Source organism: Ciceribacter lividus, assembly GCF_003337715.1.
GTDB classification, from domain to species: domain Bacteria; phylum Pseudomonadota; class Alphaproteobacteria; order Rhizobiales; family Rhizobiaceae; genus Allorhizobium; species Allorhizobium lividum.
Genome location: NZ_QPIX01000003.1, coordinates 226051 through 243422, shown reverse-complemented (window position 1 = coordinate 243422; position 17372 = coordinate 226051). Strand labels below are relative to the sequence as shown.

The 17372-nt window shown below is 61.8% G+C and carries 19 protein-coding genes; all 19 read right to left on the bottom strand.

What is annotated here, in order from left to right; translation table 11 throughout:
• Positions 1-17 precede the first annotated feature (17 nt).
• Positions 18-572 (bottom strand): rod-binding protein, encoded by a 555-nt coding sequence (locus DFR48_RS07410; protein WP_114362533.1) that lies wholly within the window; start codon positions 570-572, stop codon positions 18-20.
• A gap of 33 nt (positions 573-605) precedes the next feature.
• The gene (locus DFR48_RS07405) at positions 606-1016 is read right to left on the bottom strand and encodes a hypothetical protein (RefSeq protein ID WP_114362532.1); all 411 of its coding nucleotides are present in this window, start codon (positions 1014-1016) and stop codon (positions 606-608) included.
• 10 nt (positions 1017-1026) lie between these two features.
• Positions 1027-1776, bottom strand: a complete 750-nt coding sequence (gene fliR, locus DFR48_RS07400) for a flagellar biosynthetic protein FliR (protein WP_114362531.1) — start codon at positions 1774-1776, stop codon at positions 1027-1029.
• The gene (flhA, locus tag DFR48_RS07395) at positions 1773-3860 is read right to left on the bottom strand and encodes a flagellar biosynthesis protein FlhA (protein ID WP_114362530.1); all 2088 of its coding nucleotides are present in this window, start codon (positions 3858-3860) and stop codon (positions 1773-1775) included. The genes fliR and flhA overlap by 4 nt, the downstream gene beginning before the upstream one ends.
• Positions 3861-3978: 118 nt before the next feature.
• Positions 3979-4245, bottom strand: coding sequence for a flagellar biosynthesis protein FliQ (gene fliQ, locus DFR48_RS07390; RefSeq protein ID WP_112688999.1), 267 nt, complete (start codon positions 4243-4245; stop codon positions 3979-3981).
• A gap of 48 nt (positions 4246-4293) precedes the next feature.
• Entirely contained in the window at positions 4294-4770 is a 477-nt protein-coding gene (gene flgD / locus DFR48_RS07385; RefSeq protein ID WP_114362529.1) for a flagellar hook assembly protein FlgD, read from the bottom strand.
• Positions 4761-5210, bottom strand: coding sequence for a flagellar biosynthesis repressor FlbT (flbT, locus tag DFR48_RS07380; RefSeq protein ID WP_112688995.1), 450 nt, complete (start codon positions 5208-5210; stop codon positions 4761-4763). Before flbT ends, flgD begins: the two co-directional genes overlap by 10 nt.
• Positions 5207-5554 carry a flagellar biosynthesis regulator FlaF gene (flaF, locus tag DFR48_RS07375; protein ID WP_114362528.1) on the bottom strand — a complete coding sequence of 116 codons (348 nt, stop codon included), beginning with the start codon at positions 5552-5554 and terminating at the stop codon, positions 5207-5209. Before flaF ends, flbT begins: the two co-directional genes overlap by 4 nt.
• Before the next feature lie 37 nt (positions 5555-5591).
• Complete coding sequence (locus DFR48_RS07370; protein ID WP_114362527.1) at positions 5592-6620, bottom strand: flagellar hook-associated family protein; 1029 nt, start codon at positions 6618-6620, stop codon at positions 5592-5594.
• A gap of 4 nt (positions 6621-6624) precedes the next feature.
• A complete protein-coding gene (flgK, locus tag DFR48_RS07365; protein WP_114362526.1) occupies positions 6625-8079 on the bottom strand; it encodes a flagellar hook-associated protein FlgK in 1455 nt (484 codons plus the stop codon).
• A gap of 19 nt (positions 8080-8098) precedes the next feature.
• Entirely contained in the window at positions 8099-9304 is a 1206-nt protein-coding gene (locus tag DFR48_RS07360) for a flagellar hook protein FlgE (RefSeq protein WP_114362525.1), read from the bottom strand.
• A 130-nt stretch (positions 9305-9434) separates the two neighbouring features.
• Positions 9435-10106 carry a transcriptional activator Rem gene (gene rem, locus DFR48_RS07355; protein WP_114362524.1) on the bottom strand — a complete coding sequence of 224 codons (672 nt, stop codon included), beginning with the start codon at positions 10104-10106 and terminating at the stop codon, positions 9435-9437.
• A 281-nt stretch (positions 10107-10387) separates the two neighbouring features.
• Positions 10388-10975: a transglycosylase SLT domain-containing protein gene (locus DFR48_RS07350; protein WP_210205969.1), complete on the bottom strand. Its 588-nt coding sequence runs from the start codon at positions 10973-10975 to the stop codon at positions 10388-10390.
• Positions 10893-12344: a flagellar hook-length control protein FliK gene (gene fliK / locus DFR48_RS07345; protein ID WP_170141819.1), complete on the bottom strand. Its 1452-nt coding sequence runs from the start codon at positions 12342-12344 to the stop codon at positions 10893-10895. Before fliK ends, DFR48_RS07350 begins: the two co-directional genes overlap by 83 nt.
• A gap of 34 nt (positions 12345-12378) precedes the next feature.
• Positions 12379-13677, bottom strand: coding sequence for a chemotaxis protein MotC (gene motC, locus DFR48_RS07340; protein WP_114362522.1), 1299 nt, complete (start codon positions 13675-13677; stop codon positions 12379-12381).
• A 4-nt stretch (positions 13678-13681) separates the two neighbouring features.
• Entirely contained in the window at positions 13682-14908 is a 1227-nt protein-coding gene (locus DFR48_RS07335) for a MotB family protein (RefSeq protein ID WP_114362521.1), read from the bottom strand.
• Positions 14905-15549, bottom strand: a complete 645-nt coding sequence (locus tag DFR48_RS07330) for a GTPase (RefSeq protein WP_114362520.1) — start codon at positions 15547-15549, stop codon at positions 14905-14907. Before DFR48_RS07330 ends, DFR48_RS07335 begins: the two co-directional genes overlap by 4 nt.
• A 272-nt stretch (positions 15550-15821) precedes the next feature.
• Positions 15822-16787: a flagellin N-terminal helical domain-containing protein gene (locus DFR48_RS07325; RefSeq protein ID WP_114362519.1), complete on the bottom strand. Its 966-nt coding sequence runs from the start codon at positions 16785-16787 to the stop codon at positions 15822-15824.
• Positions 16788-17059: 272 nt separating this feature from the next.
• Positions 17060-17372, bottom strand: a 313-nt coding sequence (locus tag DFR48_RS07320; protein WP_280956414.1) for a flagellin, incomplete at its 5' end; no start/stop codon positions are given.

Sequence of the window (17372 nt, the reverse complement as noted above, 5' to 3'; positions counted from 1 at the left end):
GCCCCAGATCCTGATTGTTATGCGCTGTGTTTTTCGGTTTCCGAGACGCCGAGCGTTCGTCGCTCGAGATCGGTCACCATGCTGAGAGCAACACTGCGGTCCTTCTCGTCGACGGCGGCGTTGACGACGCCCTTCGAACGGTGCCGCGCGAGTTCCTGCGAATACATCTGGTCGGCGATGCCGATACCGCCGTTTTCCGAGAGCACCCCGCCGATCTGCTCGGCCATCATGCTCTTCCACATCTCACCGGCATTGCCCTTGCCGTAGACGGCTTCCGCATCCGTCGGCAGCATGGACTTCACGAAGTTCTGCAGGACCACCGACTCGAAGTCGCGGTAGACCTTCGGCGTTTCGTCGTGTCCGGTCTTCTGCACGTTGCCGAGACCGGCCTTCGATGCAGCGCCGTCCAGGATGTCGACCGCCGCTCCGAAACCCGCCCCCTTCTCCGCAAGGCTGGTCGCGGCGAAGGCTGCCCGGTTTGCCTTCAGACGAGCCTGCGCCGCCTGTACGTCCAGAGGGTCGGCTGCCTGGACGACATCCAGAACGAGATCGCTCGGAGGTGAGATTGCCACGTGATCGTCCTCATTGCTTGTTCGCGGGGACTATCACTCCTGAAGCTTGCTGGAGGCTGGCGTCGCGTAGCGCATGTCGACGAGGTCGTAGATGGCGTTGTCGTCGGCCTCGCGATCCTCGTCCAGCCGGGCGTCTCGCCTGTTCTCCTCCAGGCGGTCGCCCTTCACTCGCTCCCTGACGACCTTGGCCTCCTGCGCCTGCTGGATGCCGGCAAGCTGCTTTTCCATGTTCGCCAGACGGTCGAAGCGTTCCGCATAGTTCTGGGCAAAAAGCCGATGAACGGGGTCGAGCGACCCGATGGCATCCATCACCGTGTGCATCGAGGCCGCGACTTCGTCCCGCTGCCGGGCGGTATTGGAAAGGTCGCTCTCGGCCATGCGCTCCATGTGTCGCTGGACGGAGACGAGGCGGGCGAGCTTTTCCGATTTTCTGGTCGGTCCCATATCCCCGCCCCTATCCCAGGAATATGACTGCGAATTGCCCGGCGAACTGGCTGACCAGCGCGGCTATCGCGAAATAGAGGAGGAAGAGGCCGCCGATGATGAGGTAAGGCAGCGAAATGAAGTAGATGGGGATCTGCGGGGCGAGCTTGTTGATGAGACCGACGGAGAAGTTGAACATCAGCCCGAAAATGATGAAGGGGCTTGCCAGCCGCAGCATGAGATAGAACGTCGTGCCGAGGGTATCCGTCAGCGAAATCAACATTTTCTGCGCATCCGGGAAGACGCCAAGCGGCATCAGTCCGTAGGAATCGACGAGTGCGCGCAACACCGTGTGATGGAAGTCCATCACGAAGAGCAGCATGAGCCCCGCGAAGCTGATCATGTTGGTCAGCTGGTTCTCGCTGTTGTCCTCGAGGATGTCCGCGCCGCCCGGCGCATTGAAGCCGATCGACATCGAGATCGCCGATCCTGCAAATTGCAGGCCGAGGACGAAGAGCCGCGGGATCATTCCGTACATCGCGCCGACCAGGACCTCGCCGGCGACGATGCCGATGTAGCCGTAGCCGGCCGAGTGCACCTTGGGATAGATGCTGTCCCAGAGAACCGGCAGGATGGCGAGCGACACGGCAAGCGAAATGAAGAGCCGGATTTGAGGGGCGACCCTTGCCGACGAGAAACCGGGGAGGACCATCAGGCACGTCCCGATGCGGCAGAAGGCCGCAAACAGGGCGAGCACGGTCCCCTCGGGGTCGGTTATCATGAAATGGAGCCCAGTATCTTGATTTCGATGCCCTTGGCGAGTTCGACATGCGACAGAACCGGCAAGGTCGCGAAGAGGCGTTCGATGATCATGCGGACATAGGAGCGCGTTTCCGGAGACGTGACAAGCACGAAGGGCATGCCGCGGTCCATGAATTCACGGATTACTTTGCTCGCCTGCTCGCTGAATTCTTCCAGGCTGCGCGGATCGATGTCGAATTCGACAATCTCGCCCTTGGCATCACGCTTCAGTGCCTGGTGGAAAACGAGGTCCCATTTGCTGCCGAGCCGCAGCACCCGCAGCACGCCGTTGTCGGCGAGATCGCCGCAGAGCTGCTGGGCCATGCGCACGCGGACATGCTCGACGATCTGTTCGGTCTTGCGGACATGGGGAGCGAGTTCCGCAACGGCCTCCAGAATGAGGTGCAGGTTTCGGATCGACACACGTTCGGCCAGCAGAAGCTTCAGCACCGCCTGCAGTCCCGAATACGACATGTGCGACGAACAGATCTCGTCCGCGAGCTTCTTGTATTCCGGATCGAGCCGGTCGATCAGTATCTTGACGTCCTTGTAGGAGAGAAGCTGCGGCAGGTTGTTCCGGATCACTTCGCTCAGGTGCGTCAGCACGACGGAGACGTTGTCGATCGGGTGGAAGCCTTCGCGTTTGAGGTCTTCGGTAAACGCTTCCAGAACGGAAACCGCCGGCATGCCGAAAGCCGGTTCCCGGATTTCGTCACCCGGCACCTTCGGTTTGCGGCCGGAGCCAGTGATGACCAGCACTTCCCCGACCCGAAGCTGGTTGGAAGCGACTGTCGTGCCATGGATGCGGATCTGATAGGCCTTTTCCGGGATGGCGATATCGTCGGAGACCTTGATCTCGGGAACGACAAAGCCGTACTGGCTCGCGAACTTTCGGCGCATCTTGCCGACGCGGAAAGCGAGTTCCTGGTGAGCGCCGAGCAACCGGGTCGAAACGAGCTTGCCGAGCGCCAGCTCGATCTCGGCGGTCTTCAGCACCGACTTGACCGAGTCCTTCTCGGCCTCCTTGGTCTGGATGACCTTCTTTTCCTCCTGCTCGCGCTTCAGCTTGTTCTCCGCTTCGATCTGGCGCGGAATGAACCAGCTGCCGAAGGCCATGATGCCGCCGAGCGCAAGGAAGGGCACCAACGGCAGGCCGGGAATGATTGACAGCAGCACCATCAGGGCCGCCGCAACGGACAAGGCGCGTGGGTATCCGCTGAGCTGGTTGACGACGGCCTGATCGGTTGAGCCGGGCGTTCCTCCGCGCGACACGAGAAGGCCGGCGGCAAGCGAGACGATGAGCGCCGGCACCTGCGACACGATACCGTCGCCGACCGACAGCTTCACGAAGACGTCTGCGGCTTGGCCGATTTCCATGCCGTGGCGGAAGTAGCCGATAACGATGCCGCCGAAAATGTTGATGGCGGTGATGATGAGGCCGGCGATGGCGTCACCGCGGACGAACTTGGAAGCACCGTCCATGGCGCCGAAGAACGAGCTTTCCTGCTCGAGTTCGTGGCGGCGGCGCTGGGCCTCCTTCTCGTCGATGATGCCAGCCGACAAGTCGGCGTCGATCGACATCTGCTTGCCGGGAATGGCATCCAGGGTAAAGCGGGCGCCGACTTCCGCGATGCGCGTGGCGCCCTTGGTGATGACGATGAAGTTGACCGTCACCAGGATCATGAACACGATCAGACCGATGACGAAGTCGCCGGACATCACAAGGCTCGAGAAGCCGGCGATGACGCCGCCGGCGGCCGTGTGCCCTTCATTTCCGTGAGAGAGGATGACGCGGGTCGTCGCGATGTTGAGCGACAGCCGGATCATCGTCGAAATGAGCAGAATGGTCGGGAAGGACGAGAAATCGAGGGGCCGCTGTATCCACAACGAAACCATGAGGATGAGAACGGAAAAGGCGATCGAGAAGGCCAGTCCCATGTCGATCAGGAATGGCGGAATCGGCAGGAACAGGATGCAGAGAATGCCCACGATGCCGAGGGCGAAGCCGACGTCGCGGCCGTTTGGACTCACCTTCGGAAGGGGGACTGCAGTGGGTTGTGCCATAACTCGTTCCGTCTCTTCATGAGAAGGCGGCCGAAGGCTGGACGCAGTCGGCCGTATTCACATGAAGGCTTAGGAGACGAAGCTTGCGCGAGGGTGGCAGAGCAGACGGAGCGCCCGCCTAGAAACCCGACTGCACGCGCGAGAAGACGAGATTCGAAAAGAGGGCGATCTGGCCGCCGACGAAAGGCGCGCTGATGCCGATCACGATGAGGATCGTGACGATCTTCGGAACGAAGGTGAGCGTCATTTCCTGAACCTGGGTGAGCGCCTGGATCAGGGCGATCACCACGCCGACGATCATCGCCGCGAGCACGGCGGGACCTGATGCCACAAGCACCGTCCACACCGCGGCCTGCATGATGTCCAGGGCGTCGGCCTCATTCATCGAGCGGAAATCCCTCTTCCTGGCGCGGGAATCACATCCCGCGCGTCCTCATGCAGAGGTATCAGCACCGTCCCCCGACGTCGAGGGCTTGCCGACCGTCACGCCGACCGTGATCGGGACTTCCTTCCCGTCGGTCGTGGTCGCAACCATCGTGTCGGCATAGACGCGGACCGACTCGATGATGCCGGTGATCTTGCCGTCGGCACTGGTGATCGTCTGGCCGATGTAGTTCGAGGCGGCATTCAGCGCATCACCGGTGATTAGCGTTTCCAGCTTGGCATTGGTCTGGATCGTCTGTTCGACCTGCGAGAAGGTGGCGAGCTGCGCGATCTGCTCCGTCGCATCCATCGGATCGGTCGGGTCCTGGTTCTGCATCTGCGCAATCAGCAGCTTCAGGAAGGAGTTGTAGTCGAGCGAGGCTGCAGCCGCGGCATCCGACGCCGACTTGTCGTTCGTCCCCGTGGTCTTGGTGGTCGACGCCGCATTGTTTGTGCCGGCCGCCGCGTTCACGCCGCTTACCGCCATGGTGCCATCTCCTTGCTAATCTGCTCCACCGTCGCCGGCGCGATCTCCTGGTTGTTGAGGATGCGATCCTCGATCGGATAGAGGCCACGGATCGCCTTCAGGGCATCGAAGGCACGGCCGGAGGTAACCATGCCGTCGACCCGCTTGAGTTCGGCCAGAACCTCGTCGTTCTGGAAGCAGGCGAGCAGCATGGTGATCGACTTGCGGAACATGGCCATCGATTGTTCGCGGCCCTCCGGGTTGATCAGCATCATCTGTGCGATGAAGTAGAGCTGCCGAAGCGGAGTGGTGGCGTCTTCCGGCTGCAGGACGTGATTTTCGAGCAGGAAGGTAACGTCGTTGAGGAACTCCAGCGCGACCTTGCGGTCGACACGCAGCACTGCGCCGTTGATGAAGATGCGTTCCCCGGATTTGAGAGAGATGCGCAGTGTACTTTTCATTTCAGTCCATCCCTGATGATGGTTGTCACGTCGATTACGCTCTGGAAATTGTTGGACTCGCGCTTCCTGATCCGATCACATTCCTTCAAGATCCAGATGGCTATGGAAATCAGGTTGGCGCGCAGCTCCGCTCCGAGCTCGTTCTCGGGCTGCTTCAAGTCCTCTATGAGGCGGATCCAGACCCGGCGGGTATAGAAGAGCGCCTCGATGGCATTGCGGGAATACTCTTCGTCATCGCGTGCCTTCTCGAGCAACTCGATCGATCGCGACAGCGCCTGCCGTTCACGGTCCTTGGCGTTCGAGACGTCATCTTCCATGATCTCGGCATATGTGAACTGATACATTCAACTGTCCTTCATAGTCATGGCTTCCCTTTGATCATCAAAGGTAGTTCACGAGACTCAACTGCTGGATCTTGGAGGTCAGGGTGTAGGATGCCTCTGCGAGCGACAGGAGATTGTTGACCCGCGTCGAGGCTTCGTATGCATCGACCTCCACCCGGTCCGCCTTTGTCGTATCGAGAATGTTGATCTGGATCTGAAGCGACGTATTGGCCTTTTTCACCCGACTCTGGGAAAGGCCAAGCTGCGTGCGCTGTTCGTTCAACCCGGCGGTAGCCTTGCTGATGTATGCGATTGCCTTGTCGGTGACGATCGAACGCACGCTTTCATCGAGGTTCTGGCCGAGCAGTTCTTTCGCAACCACGGCAGCGAGCGCGAAATAGCGCATCCCGTTCTCGTTGGCGCTGGTCGAGGTCTCTACGACTTCGCTCTGGCTGATGCGGCTCGTCATCACCGCATCCGCGGCGCTCGACCAGTCGGTCGTCCAGCCCGCTCCGGTATACATAGGCTCGATCACGTTGGTGATGAAGTCGTCCATCTCGGCGGCGGTCTTCGGCGCCGACCACGGATAGGCGGCATAGGCCGCATCGAAGGAGGCCTTCGCCGCCGAACCGGCGTCATACTCGGCGAGCGGCTGCACGTCGGTATTGACGCCCGAGAACAGGTACTCGCCGCTGAACGACGTGTTGGCCAGATTGGTGAAGTTCGACAACACGTTCGAAACAGTGTTGACGGCCACATCGATGGTGGTCGTCGTGCCGGACTGACCAAGCGCGATCAAGGCGTCCTGCATTTCCTGCGCGGAGGTCGCCATCTGGTTGAGCGCCTCCTGCGAAGCATCCAGACGCTGGGTGACGATCGCATTGGTGTCGATCATCGAGTGCAAACGCATGCTGTCGCGGGTCAGGTCGAGAACCCTGGACGTTTCGCTGCCGATGGAGGCTCCGACATCGGCATACATACCGGTCGTTACCTCTTGCTGCGCCTTGATGAGTTCGGCCTGCGCCTGACGGATCGTCAGGCGCATCGAAGTCTGGATGGAGAGGTTCGAAACGTTGCTCGTCGACATCAGATTATCCCGCCATGTCCAGGACCGCCTTCAGCATGGAATCGATGGTCGACACCAGCTTGGCAGAAGCCTTGTAGGATTGCTCGACATCCAGCAGCAGCGACAGTTCCTCGTCGAGGCTGACGCCGGTCTTGGACGAATAGACCTGGAACGCTCTTTCATAGAGAGCAGTCTTGTTGTCGGTTGCCGTCGTGGCGTTCGCCCGCATCTCTTCGAGCCAGCCGATGGAGTCCGTCGAGAAGGTCAGAAGACCGGACGACGTATCCAGTCCGGCCGAGGGATCGAACGGCCGCGACGTGCTGAGATTCTCGACATAGGTGAGCAGCAGGTCGGAGTAGCCACTCCCTCCTGTGGTGTTCTTGACGTAGGCCGCGCCATTGATGCCGCCGTCGCGCAGCAAGGTCGGATCGCCACCGGACGACGTCACGAGCGCGCTGTTGATGGTGATGGAGGCGGCAAGTCCGGGAACGACGGTGCCCGACGCAGGCACGGTGCCGGTCGGCCAGGTGAACAGGCCCGGCAGCGGATTGGCCCCGCCGGCATCGGTTTCCTGGAACGCTTCGATCAGGCCCCGCGCGACTTCGTCGAGCTGGTTCTGGAAGGTGGGCGCAACATCGTCGCGCAATTGCAGAAGCGCAGCGAGCGAGCCTTCCGCGCTGCTATTGCCGCCGACACCGGCCTCCACCGCAACGCCGTCGATGTAGACGGCATTGCCGGTGACAGTCGCCGAATAAGTATAGGTGCGACTGAAGGAGACAGAACGCGGAATCGTCTCGAAGAGGGTCGTCCCATCCGCCGTATAGAGGGCGATGTCGTTGTTTTCCCTCATGACAACGGAGACACCGACAATGCCGGATATTTCCTTCAGGATCGTCTCGCGCGCGTCGAGTGCGTTGTTCGGATCACTGCCGGTCGCGGTCGCCTGGACCACCGTATCGTTGGCCGTCTTGAAGTCGGCGAGCAGCCGGTTGAGCTCGGCGACCTGCGACTCGATCTCCGCATCGGCATCGGCACGCAGGTTCTGAACGGTTCCCGACACGCGGTTCAGCGAGTTCGCCACGTCGAGAGCGTCGGTTACAACGGTCTGGGCAAGGGCGAGCTGGCCCGGCGATGCCGCGAAGGCCTGGAGGCTGCTCTGCAGCGTCGACATGTAGGTCGAGGGAGCGAGTTCGTACTCGTTGCCCCCGAGGCTCGATTTCAGAGTCTCCAGACCGTCGAGAAGGGTGCTCTGCGCCTTCGACTGTGAGTTGGCGCTGACCGTCTGAAAGAGCAGCGCCAGCTGCTGATTGCGCTGCGTAACAACGGTGGAGGCACCGAAAATGGTATTGGTTACGACCGCCGAACGACGCACATAGTTTTCGTTGCCGTCATTGGCAATGTTCGTCGAAATAACGGAGGACTGATCCGCCATATTCCGGAACGCTGCCTTAGTCGTGTTGATTGCAGACGTGAGCGACATTGGCTAGCCGAACCTTACATTATCTCTTCAGGTTGACGAGGACGTCCATCAACTCGGAGCCGGTCTGGAACACCTTGGAGTTGGCCGTGTAGTTACGCTGCGATTCGATCATCGCGGTGAGTTCTTCGGCGACATCGACGTTGGAGTCCTCCAGCGCGCCCGACAGGATCGTGCCGAACCCGGCAGAACCCGCGTAACCCATGACGATCACGCCGGAGTCATTGCTCTGGGAATAGAGGTTCCCGGCGATGGGCGTCAGATTGTCCGGGCTCTGCACCGTCGCGAGCGCGACGCGGTAGCGAGGCGTAAGGTCGCCGTTGTCGTAAACTACCGAGACCACGCCCTTGTCATCGATTTCGTAGCCGACCACTTCACTCGCAGCGTTGCCGTTGATCTTTGCACCCGTTTCAACCGAGAAGGCGGCAGCGAGCTGCGTGGAACCGGAGATGTCGATCGCGATCGCGCCCATGTTGGCGCCGTCAACCGCAAACCCCAAGGTGGTCAACGATAGCGGAGACGTGAGCTTCCCATCGGCGTCGAAGTTGAGGGTCGTCGAGGGAACGACCGTGGTGACCGGCGGGCCTGCATAGCTCGCCTCGACCGTCCAGGTATTCGCCGCGGTCTTGGTGTAGGTGAATTCGAGCAGACGGCTGTTGCCCTGGCTGTCATAAGCCACCAGCGAGGTCGCCTTGCTGTAGCCCGCGGCTTCGCCGGACGGCAGGTTGACATTGAGCTGACCCTCCGTGGAGGCCGTCGCCGAGATCGAAGCCGAGGAAAGATTGACAGGCGTCAGGCCTTCGAAACCGTTGACGACGATTGTCGGATCCGAAGTCGAGGAATACTCGTAGCCCATCAGGGTGTAGCCGGCGGCATTGCGCAGCGTGCCGTCGTCCATCACCTCGAAGGAGCCAGCACGGGTCAGATATTCGACGCCGTCTCCGCCGCTGACGATGAAGAAGCCGTTGCCGTTGACCGCCAGATCGGTCGCCGAGGTCGTGTAGCTGAAGGTACCCTGATCCGAGATCGAGTAGCGGATATCGGTTTCGACGCCACCCGAGTTGTAGGCGCCGCCGGTTGCCGGCAGGATCATGGAGGAGAACTGGACCGAGGCCTTCTTATAGCCAACAGTGCTCGAGTTCGCGATATTCTCGGCGACCGTTCCGAGACGGTTGGCCTGGGCATTCATTCCGGACACGCCGGTTCGCATGGTACCGTAAAGGCTCATGAAACTTCCTCGTTTCTATCGTCGTTGGGAGAGTAGGAGGTGGGCCTTGCGTGAAGCTGTCTGGAACGCCGAAACCGATTGACCGAGATCATGGACGGTGAGCCGGGACACCGAAGACCCGGTCACCCGCTTAGCTCCAATCGATGCAGTAGCCGAGGAAACGCTTCGAATCGACCGGATCGAAGCCGAGCTTCTTGCGCAGTTTCTTGCGCAGCTTGCTGATGTGGCTCTCGACGACGTTCTCTTCGACTTCCTCGTCGAAGATGCCATAGATCGCGTTGAATATCTGCGACTTCGAAACGCGGCGCCCGCGATTGAGGACGAGGTATTCGAGGATGCGCCGCTCGCGCCGCGGCAGCGGGAATACTTCGCCGTCGATCTCGGGATCACGGCCATCGTTGAAGACCCGGATCGGACCGATCTCCGTGTAGTTGCTGATCGCCCGCAGCCGGCGCCGGATGGCCGCCGCCCGGGCGAGAATTTCCCGCGGATGCACGGGCTTGCGCACGACATCGTCGACGCCACAATCAAACAGTGCGAGCGTCGCCTCCAGCGAGGGCTGGTCGCTCACGGCGATAACCGGGGCCTGGGTGCGATCACGGATCGCCCGCGGCAGATCCATCGTCTGGTCCCCCTGCCCCAGGAGAAAGGCCTCCACCGCCGCGATGTCCCCGTCCGCAGCCGTATTCACCCATTCGCCGAATTCCGCCGGGTCAAACCCCGTCGATGGAATTCCTTCACGCCCGAAAAGGGAGGTGTATCCCTCCTTCACGAGCTCACGCTCATCAACCACTACGATCATTCGTCCGCCTCCGAATCAGTGTGGGTACTTCGATGCACTATGGGTACGAATCGGAGGAATCGGGGACAACTGCTTAATGTTAACGATAGATATTAATAGTTGATTAAGGATCGGGTGCTGATTTGAGCTACATCTAGTGGCTACGGACCGAAAGAGACACTAATCTCTCGTGGATAATTTCGACAATGGTTAACAAGGCTCTTGCCCGACATAATTCGCCAAAATCCGGCCACATTACCGCCAAATCCTGTGGATCGAATTGAAGCTCAACTTTTAGTTGTTTATACGTCGCAGAAGTTCCGCGCGTTTACGGTCCATTTTCCGTAGCCGGTGGCGACCAGATTGGCGATGACGCGACAGACGTAACGCTTCTGCGCGGGGTCGTTGTCGGGGCCGGCGTGATAGCGTGCGACCGCCATCGTCCAGGTGTCATGACGTCCATGCAGACGCAACAGAAATCGTGCCGCGTAATCGACATTCTGGCGAGGATCGAACATCGCTTCCACCGAGGAAAAATTCTCCAGATGGAAGTGTTGGTTGATCTGCATGCAGCCGACGTCGATGAGCTTGGCACCTTGCCGGCGCGCTTCCATGAAGGCATTGATCGCCTCGCTGCGACTGTCGAAAAACAGAGGCTTGCCCTCGACGTTCAGCGCGTAGGGCTGCAGCGAGCCACGGCGCCCCGTCTCCGTCAGACCGACCGAGTAAAGGATGCCTTCCGGGATGGCGTAGCGGGCCGCAGCCTGCTGGATCTCGCGTTCGCAGGCACCCGACGAAGCGCGGCTCTCAGAGGTAAACGTGGTCAGGACGAGCGCCGCCAGGGACGGCACCGCCACTATTGCCAGCCGTTTCAGCCAGGCCTGCCTCATTTCCGATCCTTCCTCTGCCATCATCGTCACCGCGCGTGCTGCCGAACGCCTCCTGCCGTGCACCACCTCCGGCGCTCTGTCCGCCGCCCTGCTGTGCCTGCTGGCCACCCTGCTGCCACTGCGGAGCACCCTGACCACCGTCACCACCTGCTGTCCGTTCAGCCGAAGGAGCGATGCTGACGTGGACGTGGTCGATCGTCAGCCCCTGTGCCCGCAGCGCCTTCAGGATGTCACCCTGGTCGTCGCTGAGCTGGCGGAGGGCGGCATGGCTCTCCACGGTGAGGTGAACCGTCAGTTCATCACCCTTGAGGCGCAAGTTCGCCGTCACACTTCCGAGCTCGATAGGCGTCATCTGGATCTTCAGCGTGTGAACCGCCTTCGCGCCACCTGCTGCGGCCGCGGCGTTCGCAAGTTCTGCGGCAGGCTGCATAGCCTGCAGCCACTCTCCGTCACCGGCGAGCGTCGCGGCGATATTGGCCGCATTGGAGGTCGAGGCGGGAGCAAGATAGCGGCGAGCGTCCAATACCGCGACCGTCTGTGCACCGTCGGCCGCTGCCGTGCCGGCCTCGTAGGCGGCCGCGTCCCCGGACTCGCTCACCCGCATCGTCAGCGACTGCCCCTTTCCGTCGGGGCGCGCGAAGCGGAACGTGCGATCCGCGTCGGACTCGGATGGAGCGACAGCCTCCATGGGCTGTCCGTCGAGAGAAGTGTCGCGGATCGCCTGACCCGCCGAGGCGGGTCTCGTATCGAAGACAGGGATCATCGTGTCCTTGCCTCCGGCGGATCGATCCGATCGCTCCTTCTCCGCTCCTGCCAGTTCCGCATCCACCGGAATGCCTGGTGCCGTGCCGTTGAGCAGGGATAGCACTTCGCCGACATCCGTGGCCGGGACATCAACGGCGTTCTCGACCGCCTGATCGGTCTCGGCGTCGGCGACCTCCCGTCCGATCGCAGATCGAGCCCCCCGTGCCACCGGCTTGTCGGCTTCCGCGCCGCGACGTCCCGTCACCTCTCCGCGCCCCGAAGGCATCTCATGCGAGGTTTTCGCTACCCCGGATGTTGTCTTCACAATCCCGGATGTTCGCGCCAGTAAAGCCGCGCTCGCGTCCTTGCCGTCGTAGTCCCGGGCCTTCGCCGGCGTCCGTGCGTCCGCGTCCTCCGGGACTTCTTCCTCTATGGCAGGTGTGTCGCCATCGGGACGACTCCGCAAGTTCCTTGCCGAAATATCGATCCTCGGTGCCGGACGCTCATCATCGACCGGTGCCTTGTCGCTTCGTCGTTCGGCGCCCTCCAGCGCCTCCGAGAAGCCGCCATCGGCCGATCGAGTGGAAGCAGTCGTACTGCCTGCCCTGCCCATAGCATCAGGCAAGGGGCTCGTTCCTGTGACACCGATATCGATCATTTCACTGCGCCTCTTCTTGTAACAGGCTGTCAATTTCCTGAAGTCTGGAACGCCCGGATGAGACGAAATCCCGGAACTGCGGATCCATGGCGATCTCATCAGCCTTCGTCGTGGCGGGAGCTGTCTTCTTGGCGACGGTTTCGGATGCAGGCACCTCGCCCGGAAACTGCAGAGGCTCTCCCTGCTCCGGCGTGGCCATGGCTTCGACTGCCGTCGCTGGAGCATCGGCAGGCTGCGGGGACGAGCCTTCCTGTACCGGCTGGCTCAGGATTTCGCGTGCAACCGCCTCGGCAGCGGCGCGCAAGGCCCGATCTGCCGGCGAGAGATCCTTTTCCGGTATACTGGCGAGAGCGTCGACGGCCGAAAGGATGCCGGAGGTTGGAACCTCGGCAAGACCTCCGTACAGGCGGGCCAGCGTGTCGGCACCTTCCGCCGTGCCGGAAAGCGCCTTGGCACGCTCGGCGGCCAGACCTGCGAGCTGGTTCTTGCCGCGAACCGCCGCAGCCCTCGCAATCCTCAGGTAGATCTCGCGCGCCCGATCCTTGTCCATGTATCCGAGCGTCGCGCTCACGTCGTCGGCGTTGAGGAGCTCATACCGCTCGACGACGAGCCGCACGAACAGATCGGCGAACTGGCTGGCATAGGGAGAATGGAGAAAGCGACGCGCGTAGCGGTTCGCGTAGGTCGCCGCCTTGGGAACGTCACCGGCCTCGATGGCGATGGCGACCGAACGACGAAGCGCCGCCTCCTCCACAATCGTACCAGGCGCAGTCAACCGCGCCCAGTCATAGAACTTCAGGGCACCCTTGGGATTGGTCGAAATCATCACATTGCCGGCGACAAGGGCAAGATAGGGAACGATCTTGCTGTCTTTGTACTCCCACACAAGTTCACCGAGGGATTTGGCGATCAGTGTCCCCTTCCCCGCGAGATACTTGCGCAGTGCATCGGTGACGCGATTGTCGAAGTTGCCGTCGACGTCCCTCGCCACGAGATATTCCAGCGTCTGTGGATTGCCGCCACTCATGGCGTAGATCAGGGCCGCATCGACATTGTCGGTGCTCTCGAAAACGGAAGCGTCGGCCTGTCGCAGGCGCTTGTCGATGGTCTCGAGCATGAAGCGCTGCATCTCACCTGCCGAATGGTCTCCGAGTACCACCGAATCCTGCACGAACTGCAGCGAACGCAGCATCTTGTAGGGCGCGATCGTCTCCAGGTCCTCCGAACGCACCTGCCCCGGGCCCGAAAGACCCAGGACGGCGAGTGCAGAACCAAAAAGGAAGCGCCTCAGACTTGCCATCCGACTATCCCTGGCCCGCTTGAATCAGGATCTCGATGCGACGGTTGGCATCGGCGAGCGGATCGTCCGGCACCTGAAGGCGCCGGTCGGCGAACCCCGATACCTGCTGGACCCGCCCTTCCGGAAGACCGCCGCGCAGCAGCATATAGTAGGCGCTGTGAGCGCGCGCCATCGAGAGCCGCCAGTTGTCGTTGTCCGTTCCCTTGAACTGACGACCGTCGGTGTGGCCGCGAATGACGATCGAGCCGGGTCGCTGCTGCAGAAGCTTGCCGATCTTCTCCATGGCAACGACCATCTCCTTGCGCGGGACGGCGGAGCCGACATTGAACATGGGCGCGTCGAGCTGGTCCGAGATCGTCACCAGCAAGCCACCTTCGGACGGTTTGACGACGAGGCCCTCGGCAAGCTTGCCGCTCGCGCCGCCGATGGCCTTCTCGATCTCATCTCTGAGCTCGGTTGCCGCCTTCTCCGGAGCGGGGTCGGCCTTCGCGTCCGCCTTCTTGCTTTCTCCCTCGGCAGGTATCGCCTCCTTCGTCGCAGTCTCCGGCCGTGTCTCCTTGGGGTCGAGAGCCGCAATCTGGTCCTTGGCCGGGTCTCGCGGTGGCTCCGCCGCCTGCGCGGTGTCCGACGCCGGCTGGCCGTCCTGCCTGGCCGCCTGGACCTGCTGGCTCCAGAAGTCCGGATCGAAGGGATCGCGATAGGCTTCCCCGCCGGAAGCGCCGGTCGAGGGACCGGAATCGCTTGCACCACCCTCGCCCTTGGCGCTGACATTCGCCTGCTGGCCGACCTCCTGGGCGATCTCGGCCAGCACCGAATAGGGATTCTCGAAGAAATCGGCCTCGGAATAGTTCTGCTGGTCGCCCGCTGTCGCCGTCTGGTCCTCGCCGGTCGCCGCCGCGGCACCCACGGTGTTCTGCTGGTCCTCGACCTGCGAGCGTTCCTTCTTCTTTTCCCCGTCCGCCTGGTCCACGGGCTTCTTCACGCCTTTTTCGGTCGGCTTCTCATCGGCGAGCTTGATCGGATTGAAATAGCTCGCGACGGAGGCCTTGGTCTCCTCGTTGGCGGCATTGACGAGCCACATCACGAGAAAGAACGCCATCATCGCGGTCATGAAGTCGGCATAGGCGATCTTCCACGCACCGCCGTGATGGCCGTCGTGGTCACCGCCACCGTGGCGCTTGATGATCACGACCTCATTCTTGCCGTGGTGATGGTTTTCGCTATCACTCATCCCAGCACTTTCTTCAGGCTAGCCGTCCAGGCCGATATACGCGTAACCAGCGCGGTGCCGCCGACATCGGCAGTGAGATCGAGATCCTCCGCCTCGACATGGTGCAGCAATTGCGCATTCTCTCCGAGCGCCTCCTTCAGCATCTCGAAGAGGGCAGCCGGGCCGCTGACAACGATCGCGCCTGCCTCTCCGGAGAGAATCGCGGTCGACAGCTGTTCGGCGAGATCCTTTACCGCGTTCGCCACCACCTGTTCGGAGAGGAAGGGAGCGACGGCCACCGCCGCCTGCTCGCTGACGGCGAGGGCGATCTGCCCCGCCGTGCGATTCAGGCCATCCGCAAGCATTCTGGCAATCTCTGCTTCGAACTTCTGGCGCACGGCGTCCAGGGCACGAGCGTGCTCCTCGACGAGCGCCTGACGCTCGGTGTCAAGCTTCTCGCGCAAGTCCTGCCCTGCGGCCTCGTAGCCCTCCGCATAGGCCGCGCGACGCTCGGCGTCGAGATCGATCGGCTCCGGTATCGGGGCCGCGAAATCGATATCGAAGGCCGGCTCCTGTTCCGGAAAGGCCATTCCCTGCGCACCCGGCGCACCGGCAGCGGGCTGGGAGAAGTCCTTGAGGTAGCGGGCTAGCGGCAGGCTCATGCGCGGCACGCTCCGGCAGCTCGCCCCGACGGGCCTGTTCCCGTCATGCCCCGCCCAGCGAACAAACTCTGACTGCGTTTCATCCTGACTTCCACCGCGGTTTCCGCTGCCGGGCCGCCGACCAATCCCTTGCAGGCAGAGGCTCCCGGAGTTTGACGTATTCGCCTCGACGCTAAGCATCCAAACTTGTGCGAGGATGAATGGCCCGAGGTCCATCCGTGCGCCGGGACCCTGCGTCCGACCGCAACGCGTTCAACGAGAGCAAAGCGCGCTCACTTGAAGAGAGTCAGGATGTTCTGCGCATTGGTGTTGGCGATCGAAAGCGCCTGAATGCCGAGCTGCTGCTGCGTCTGCAGTGCCTTGAGCCGCGTCGACTCCTCATTCATGTCGGCATCGACCAGGCGCCCCACACCCTTGTCGATCACGTCCATCAGGTTGGAGACGAACTGTTCCTGCATGTCGATGCGTTTGGTGATCGCACCGAGGGTGGAGGCGGAATTCGTCAGCTGCTCGAGCAGGTCCGAGACGACGCTGATCATGTCGTCCATGACCGCATCCGTGGTGGTCCCGTCGATCTTGATTTCCGTGCCGGTGGCGGGCGACGTCGAGCCGACGTCGAGGAGAAAGTAGTTGCGCGCGACCCCGCTCGGGCTCGCCGTCAATAGATCGGCGTCGACATCCCTGGTCAGGATGCCGCGCGCCGCGTCGACGGTATCGACCAGCACCGACTGACTGGTGTCGAAGTCAAGCGTGGTCACCTGAACCGTGCCGTCCGCCGCGCGGACGAAGGACGAGACAACCTGCTTGGTGCCGGGTGCCGTGGGATCGGTATTGTAGAGCCAGTTCTGGCCGGAGAAGGACGCGGACTGGGTGGTGGAGACGAGCTGGTTCTTGAGCTCGGTCATCTCGGCGTTGATCTTGGCCTTGTCGACGCCGGGCTCCCTGGCCGCGACGAGCTTCGCCTTGATCTCGCTCAGTACGTTGATGACGTTGTCGAGCGCCGTGTAGGCCGTATCCACCGTCGCCGCGCCGAGTCCGAGCGCGTCCGACACTGTCGAGAGCGAGGAATTGTCCGACCGCATCGTCGTGGCGATGGACCAGTAGGCGGCATTGTCGGCAGCCGTTTCCACGCGATAACCGGAGGACACACGGCGCTGCGTGGTCTCCATGTTGTTGTCGATCGCGCGGAGAGTCTGAAGTGCCGCCATGGCAGCAGCATTGGTCAGAATACTGGTCATCGAGGGTGCCCTGTTCGCATCATGGGACATCCGGCGCCAAGCCGGCGGCGACAGGCGGGCATCATGCTGGCGGCACCTGACCTGGGGCCGCCCCGTCACCTGTTAACAAATCGTTAACGGGGACATTTAACAAAGACTTAACATGATTAGCAAGGGTTGTAGAGCCGAAGGACCGCGAAAACGAAAAGGCGGCAAGCCTCGCGCAAGGTAACAACGCAAAAGGCCGCGCCCCGAGGGGCGCGGCCGGTCCGTTCGACTGATCCTTTCCGCGATTAGCGGAAGAGGGTCAGGATGTTCTGCGACGAGGAGTTGGCGATCGACAGCGACTGGACGGCGAGCTGCTGCTGGGTCTGCAGTGCCTTCAGGCGGGTCGATTCCTCGTTCAGGTCAGCGTCGACGAGACGGCCGACACCCTTGTCGATGGAGTCCGTCAGGCTGGCGACGAATTCCTGCTGCATGTCGATCCGCATGCTGATCGAGCCGAGCGAAGCTGCGGCGCTGGTCATCGAGGTCAGTGCATCGTCGACCATCTGGATCAGCTTGTCGAGCTGGCCGGCCGTCGTGCTCGCACCGATCGTCAGGTCG

Bases quoted from the DNA above. Each gene is read 5' to 3' on its own strand.
- DFR48_RS07405 (WP_114362532.1), bottom strand. From the start codon at position 1,016: ATGGGACCGACCAGAAAATCGGAAAAGCTCGCCCGCCTCGTCTCCGTC.
- fliR (WP_114362531.1), bottom strand. From the start codon at position 1,776: ATGATAACCGACCCCGAGGGGACCGTGCTCGCCCTGTTTGCGGCCTTC.
- flhA (WP_114362530.1), bottom strand. From the start codon at position 3,860: ATGGCACAACCCACTGCAGTCCCCCTTCCGAAGGTGAGTCCAAACGGC.
- fliQ (WP_112688999.1), bottom strand. From the start codon at position 4,245: ATGAATGAGGCCGACGCCCTGGACATCATGCAGGCCGCGGTGTGGACG.
- flgD (WP_114362529.1), bottom strand. From the start codon at position 4,770: ATGGCGGTAAGCGGCGTGAACGCGGCGGCCGGCACAAACAATGCGGCG.
- flbT (WP_112688995.1), bottom strand. From the start codon at position 5,210: ATGAAAAGTACACTGCGCATCTCTCTCAAATCCGGGGAACGCATCTTC.
- flaF (WP_114362528.1), bottom strand. From the start codon at position 5,554: ATGTATCAGTTCACATATGCCGAGATCATGGAAGATGACGTCTCGAAC.
- DFR48_RS07370 (WP_114362527.1), bottom strand. From the start codon at position 6,620: ATGTCGACGAGCAACGTTTCGAACCTCTCCATCCAGACTTCGATGCGC.
- flgK (WP_114362526.1), bottom strand. From the start codon at position 8,079: ATGTCGCTCACGTCTGCAATCAACACGACTAAGGCAGCGTTCCGGAAT.
- DFR48_RS07360 (WP_114362525.1), bottom strand. From the start codon at position 9,304: ATGAGCCTTTACGGTACCATGCGAACCGGCGTGTCCGGAATGAATGCC.
- rem (WP_114362524.1), bottom strand. From the start codon at position 10,106: ATGATCGTAGTGGTTGATGAGCGTGAGCTCGTGAAGGAGGGATACACC.
- DFR48_RS07350 (WP_210205969.1), bottom strand. From the start codon at position 10,975: ATGAGGCAGGCCTGGCTGAAACGGCTGGCAATAGTGGCGGTGCCGTCC.
- motC (WP_114362522.1), bottom strand. From the start codon at position 13,677: ATGGCAAGTCTGAGGCGCTTCCTTTTTGGTTCTGCACTCGCCGTCCTG.
- DFR48_RS07335 (WP_114362521.1), bottom strand. From the start codon at position 14,908: ATGAGTGATAGCGAAAACCATCACCACGGCAAGAATGAGGTCGTGATC.
- DFR48_RS07330 (WP_114362520.1), bottom strand. From the start codon at position 15,549: ATGAGCCTGCCGCTAGCCCGCTACCTCAAGGACTTCTCCCAGCCCGCT.
- DFR48_RS07325 (WP_114362519.1), bottom strand. From the start codon at position 16,787: ATGACCAGTATTCTGACCAATGCTGCTGCCATGGCGGCACTTCAGACT.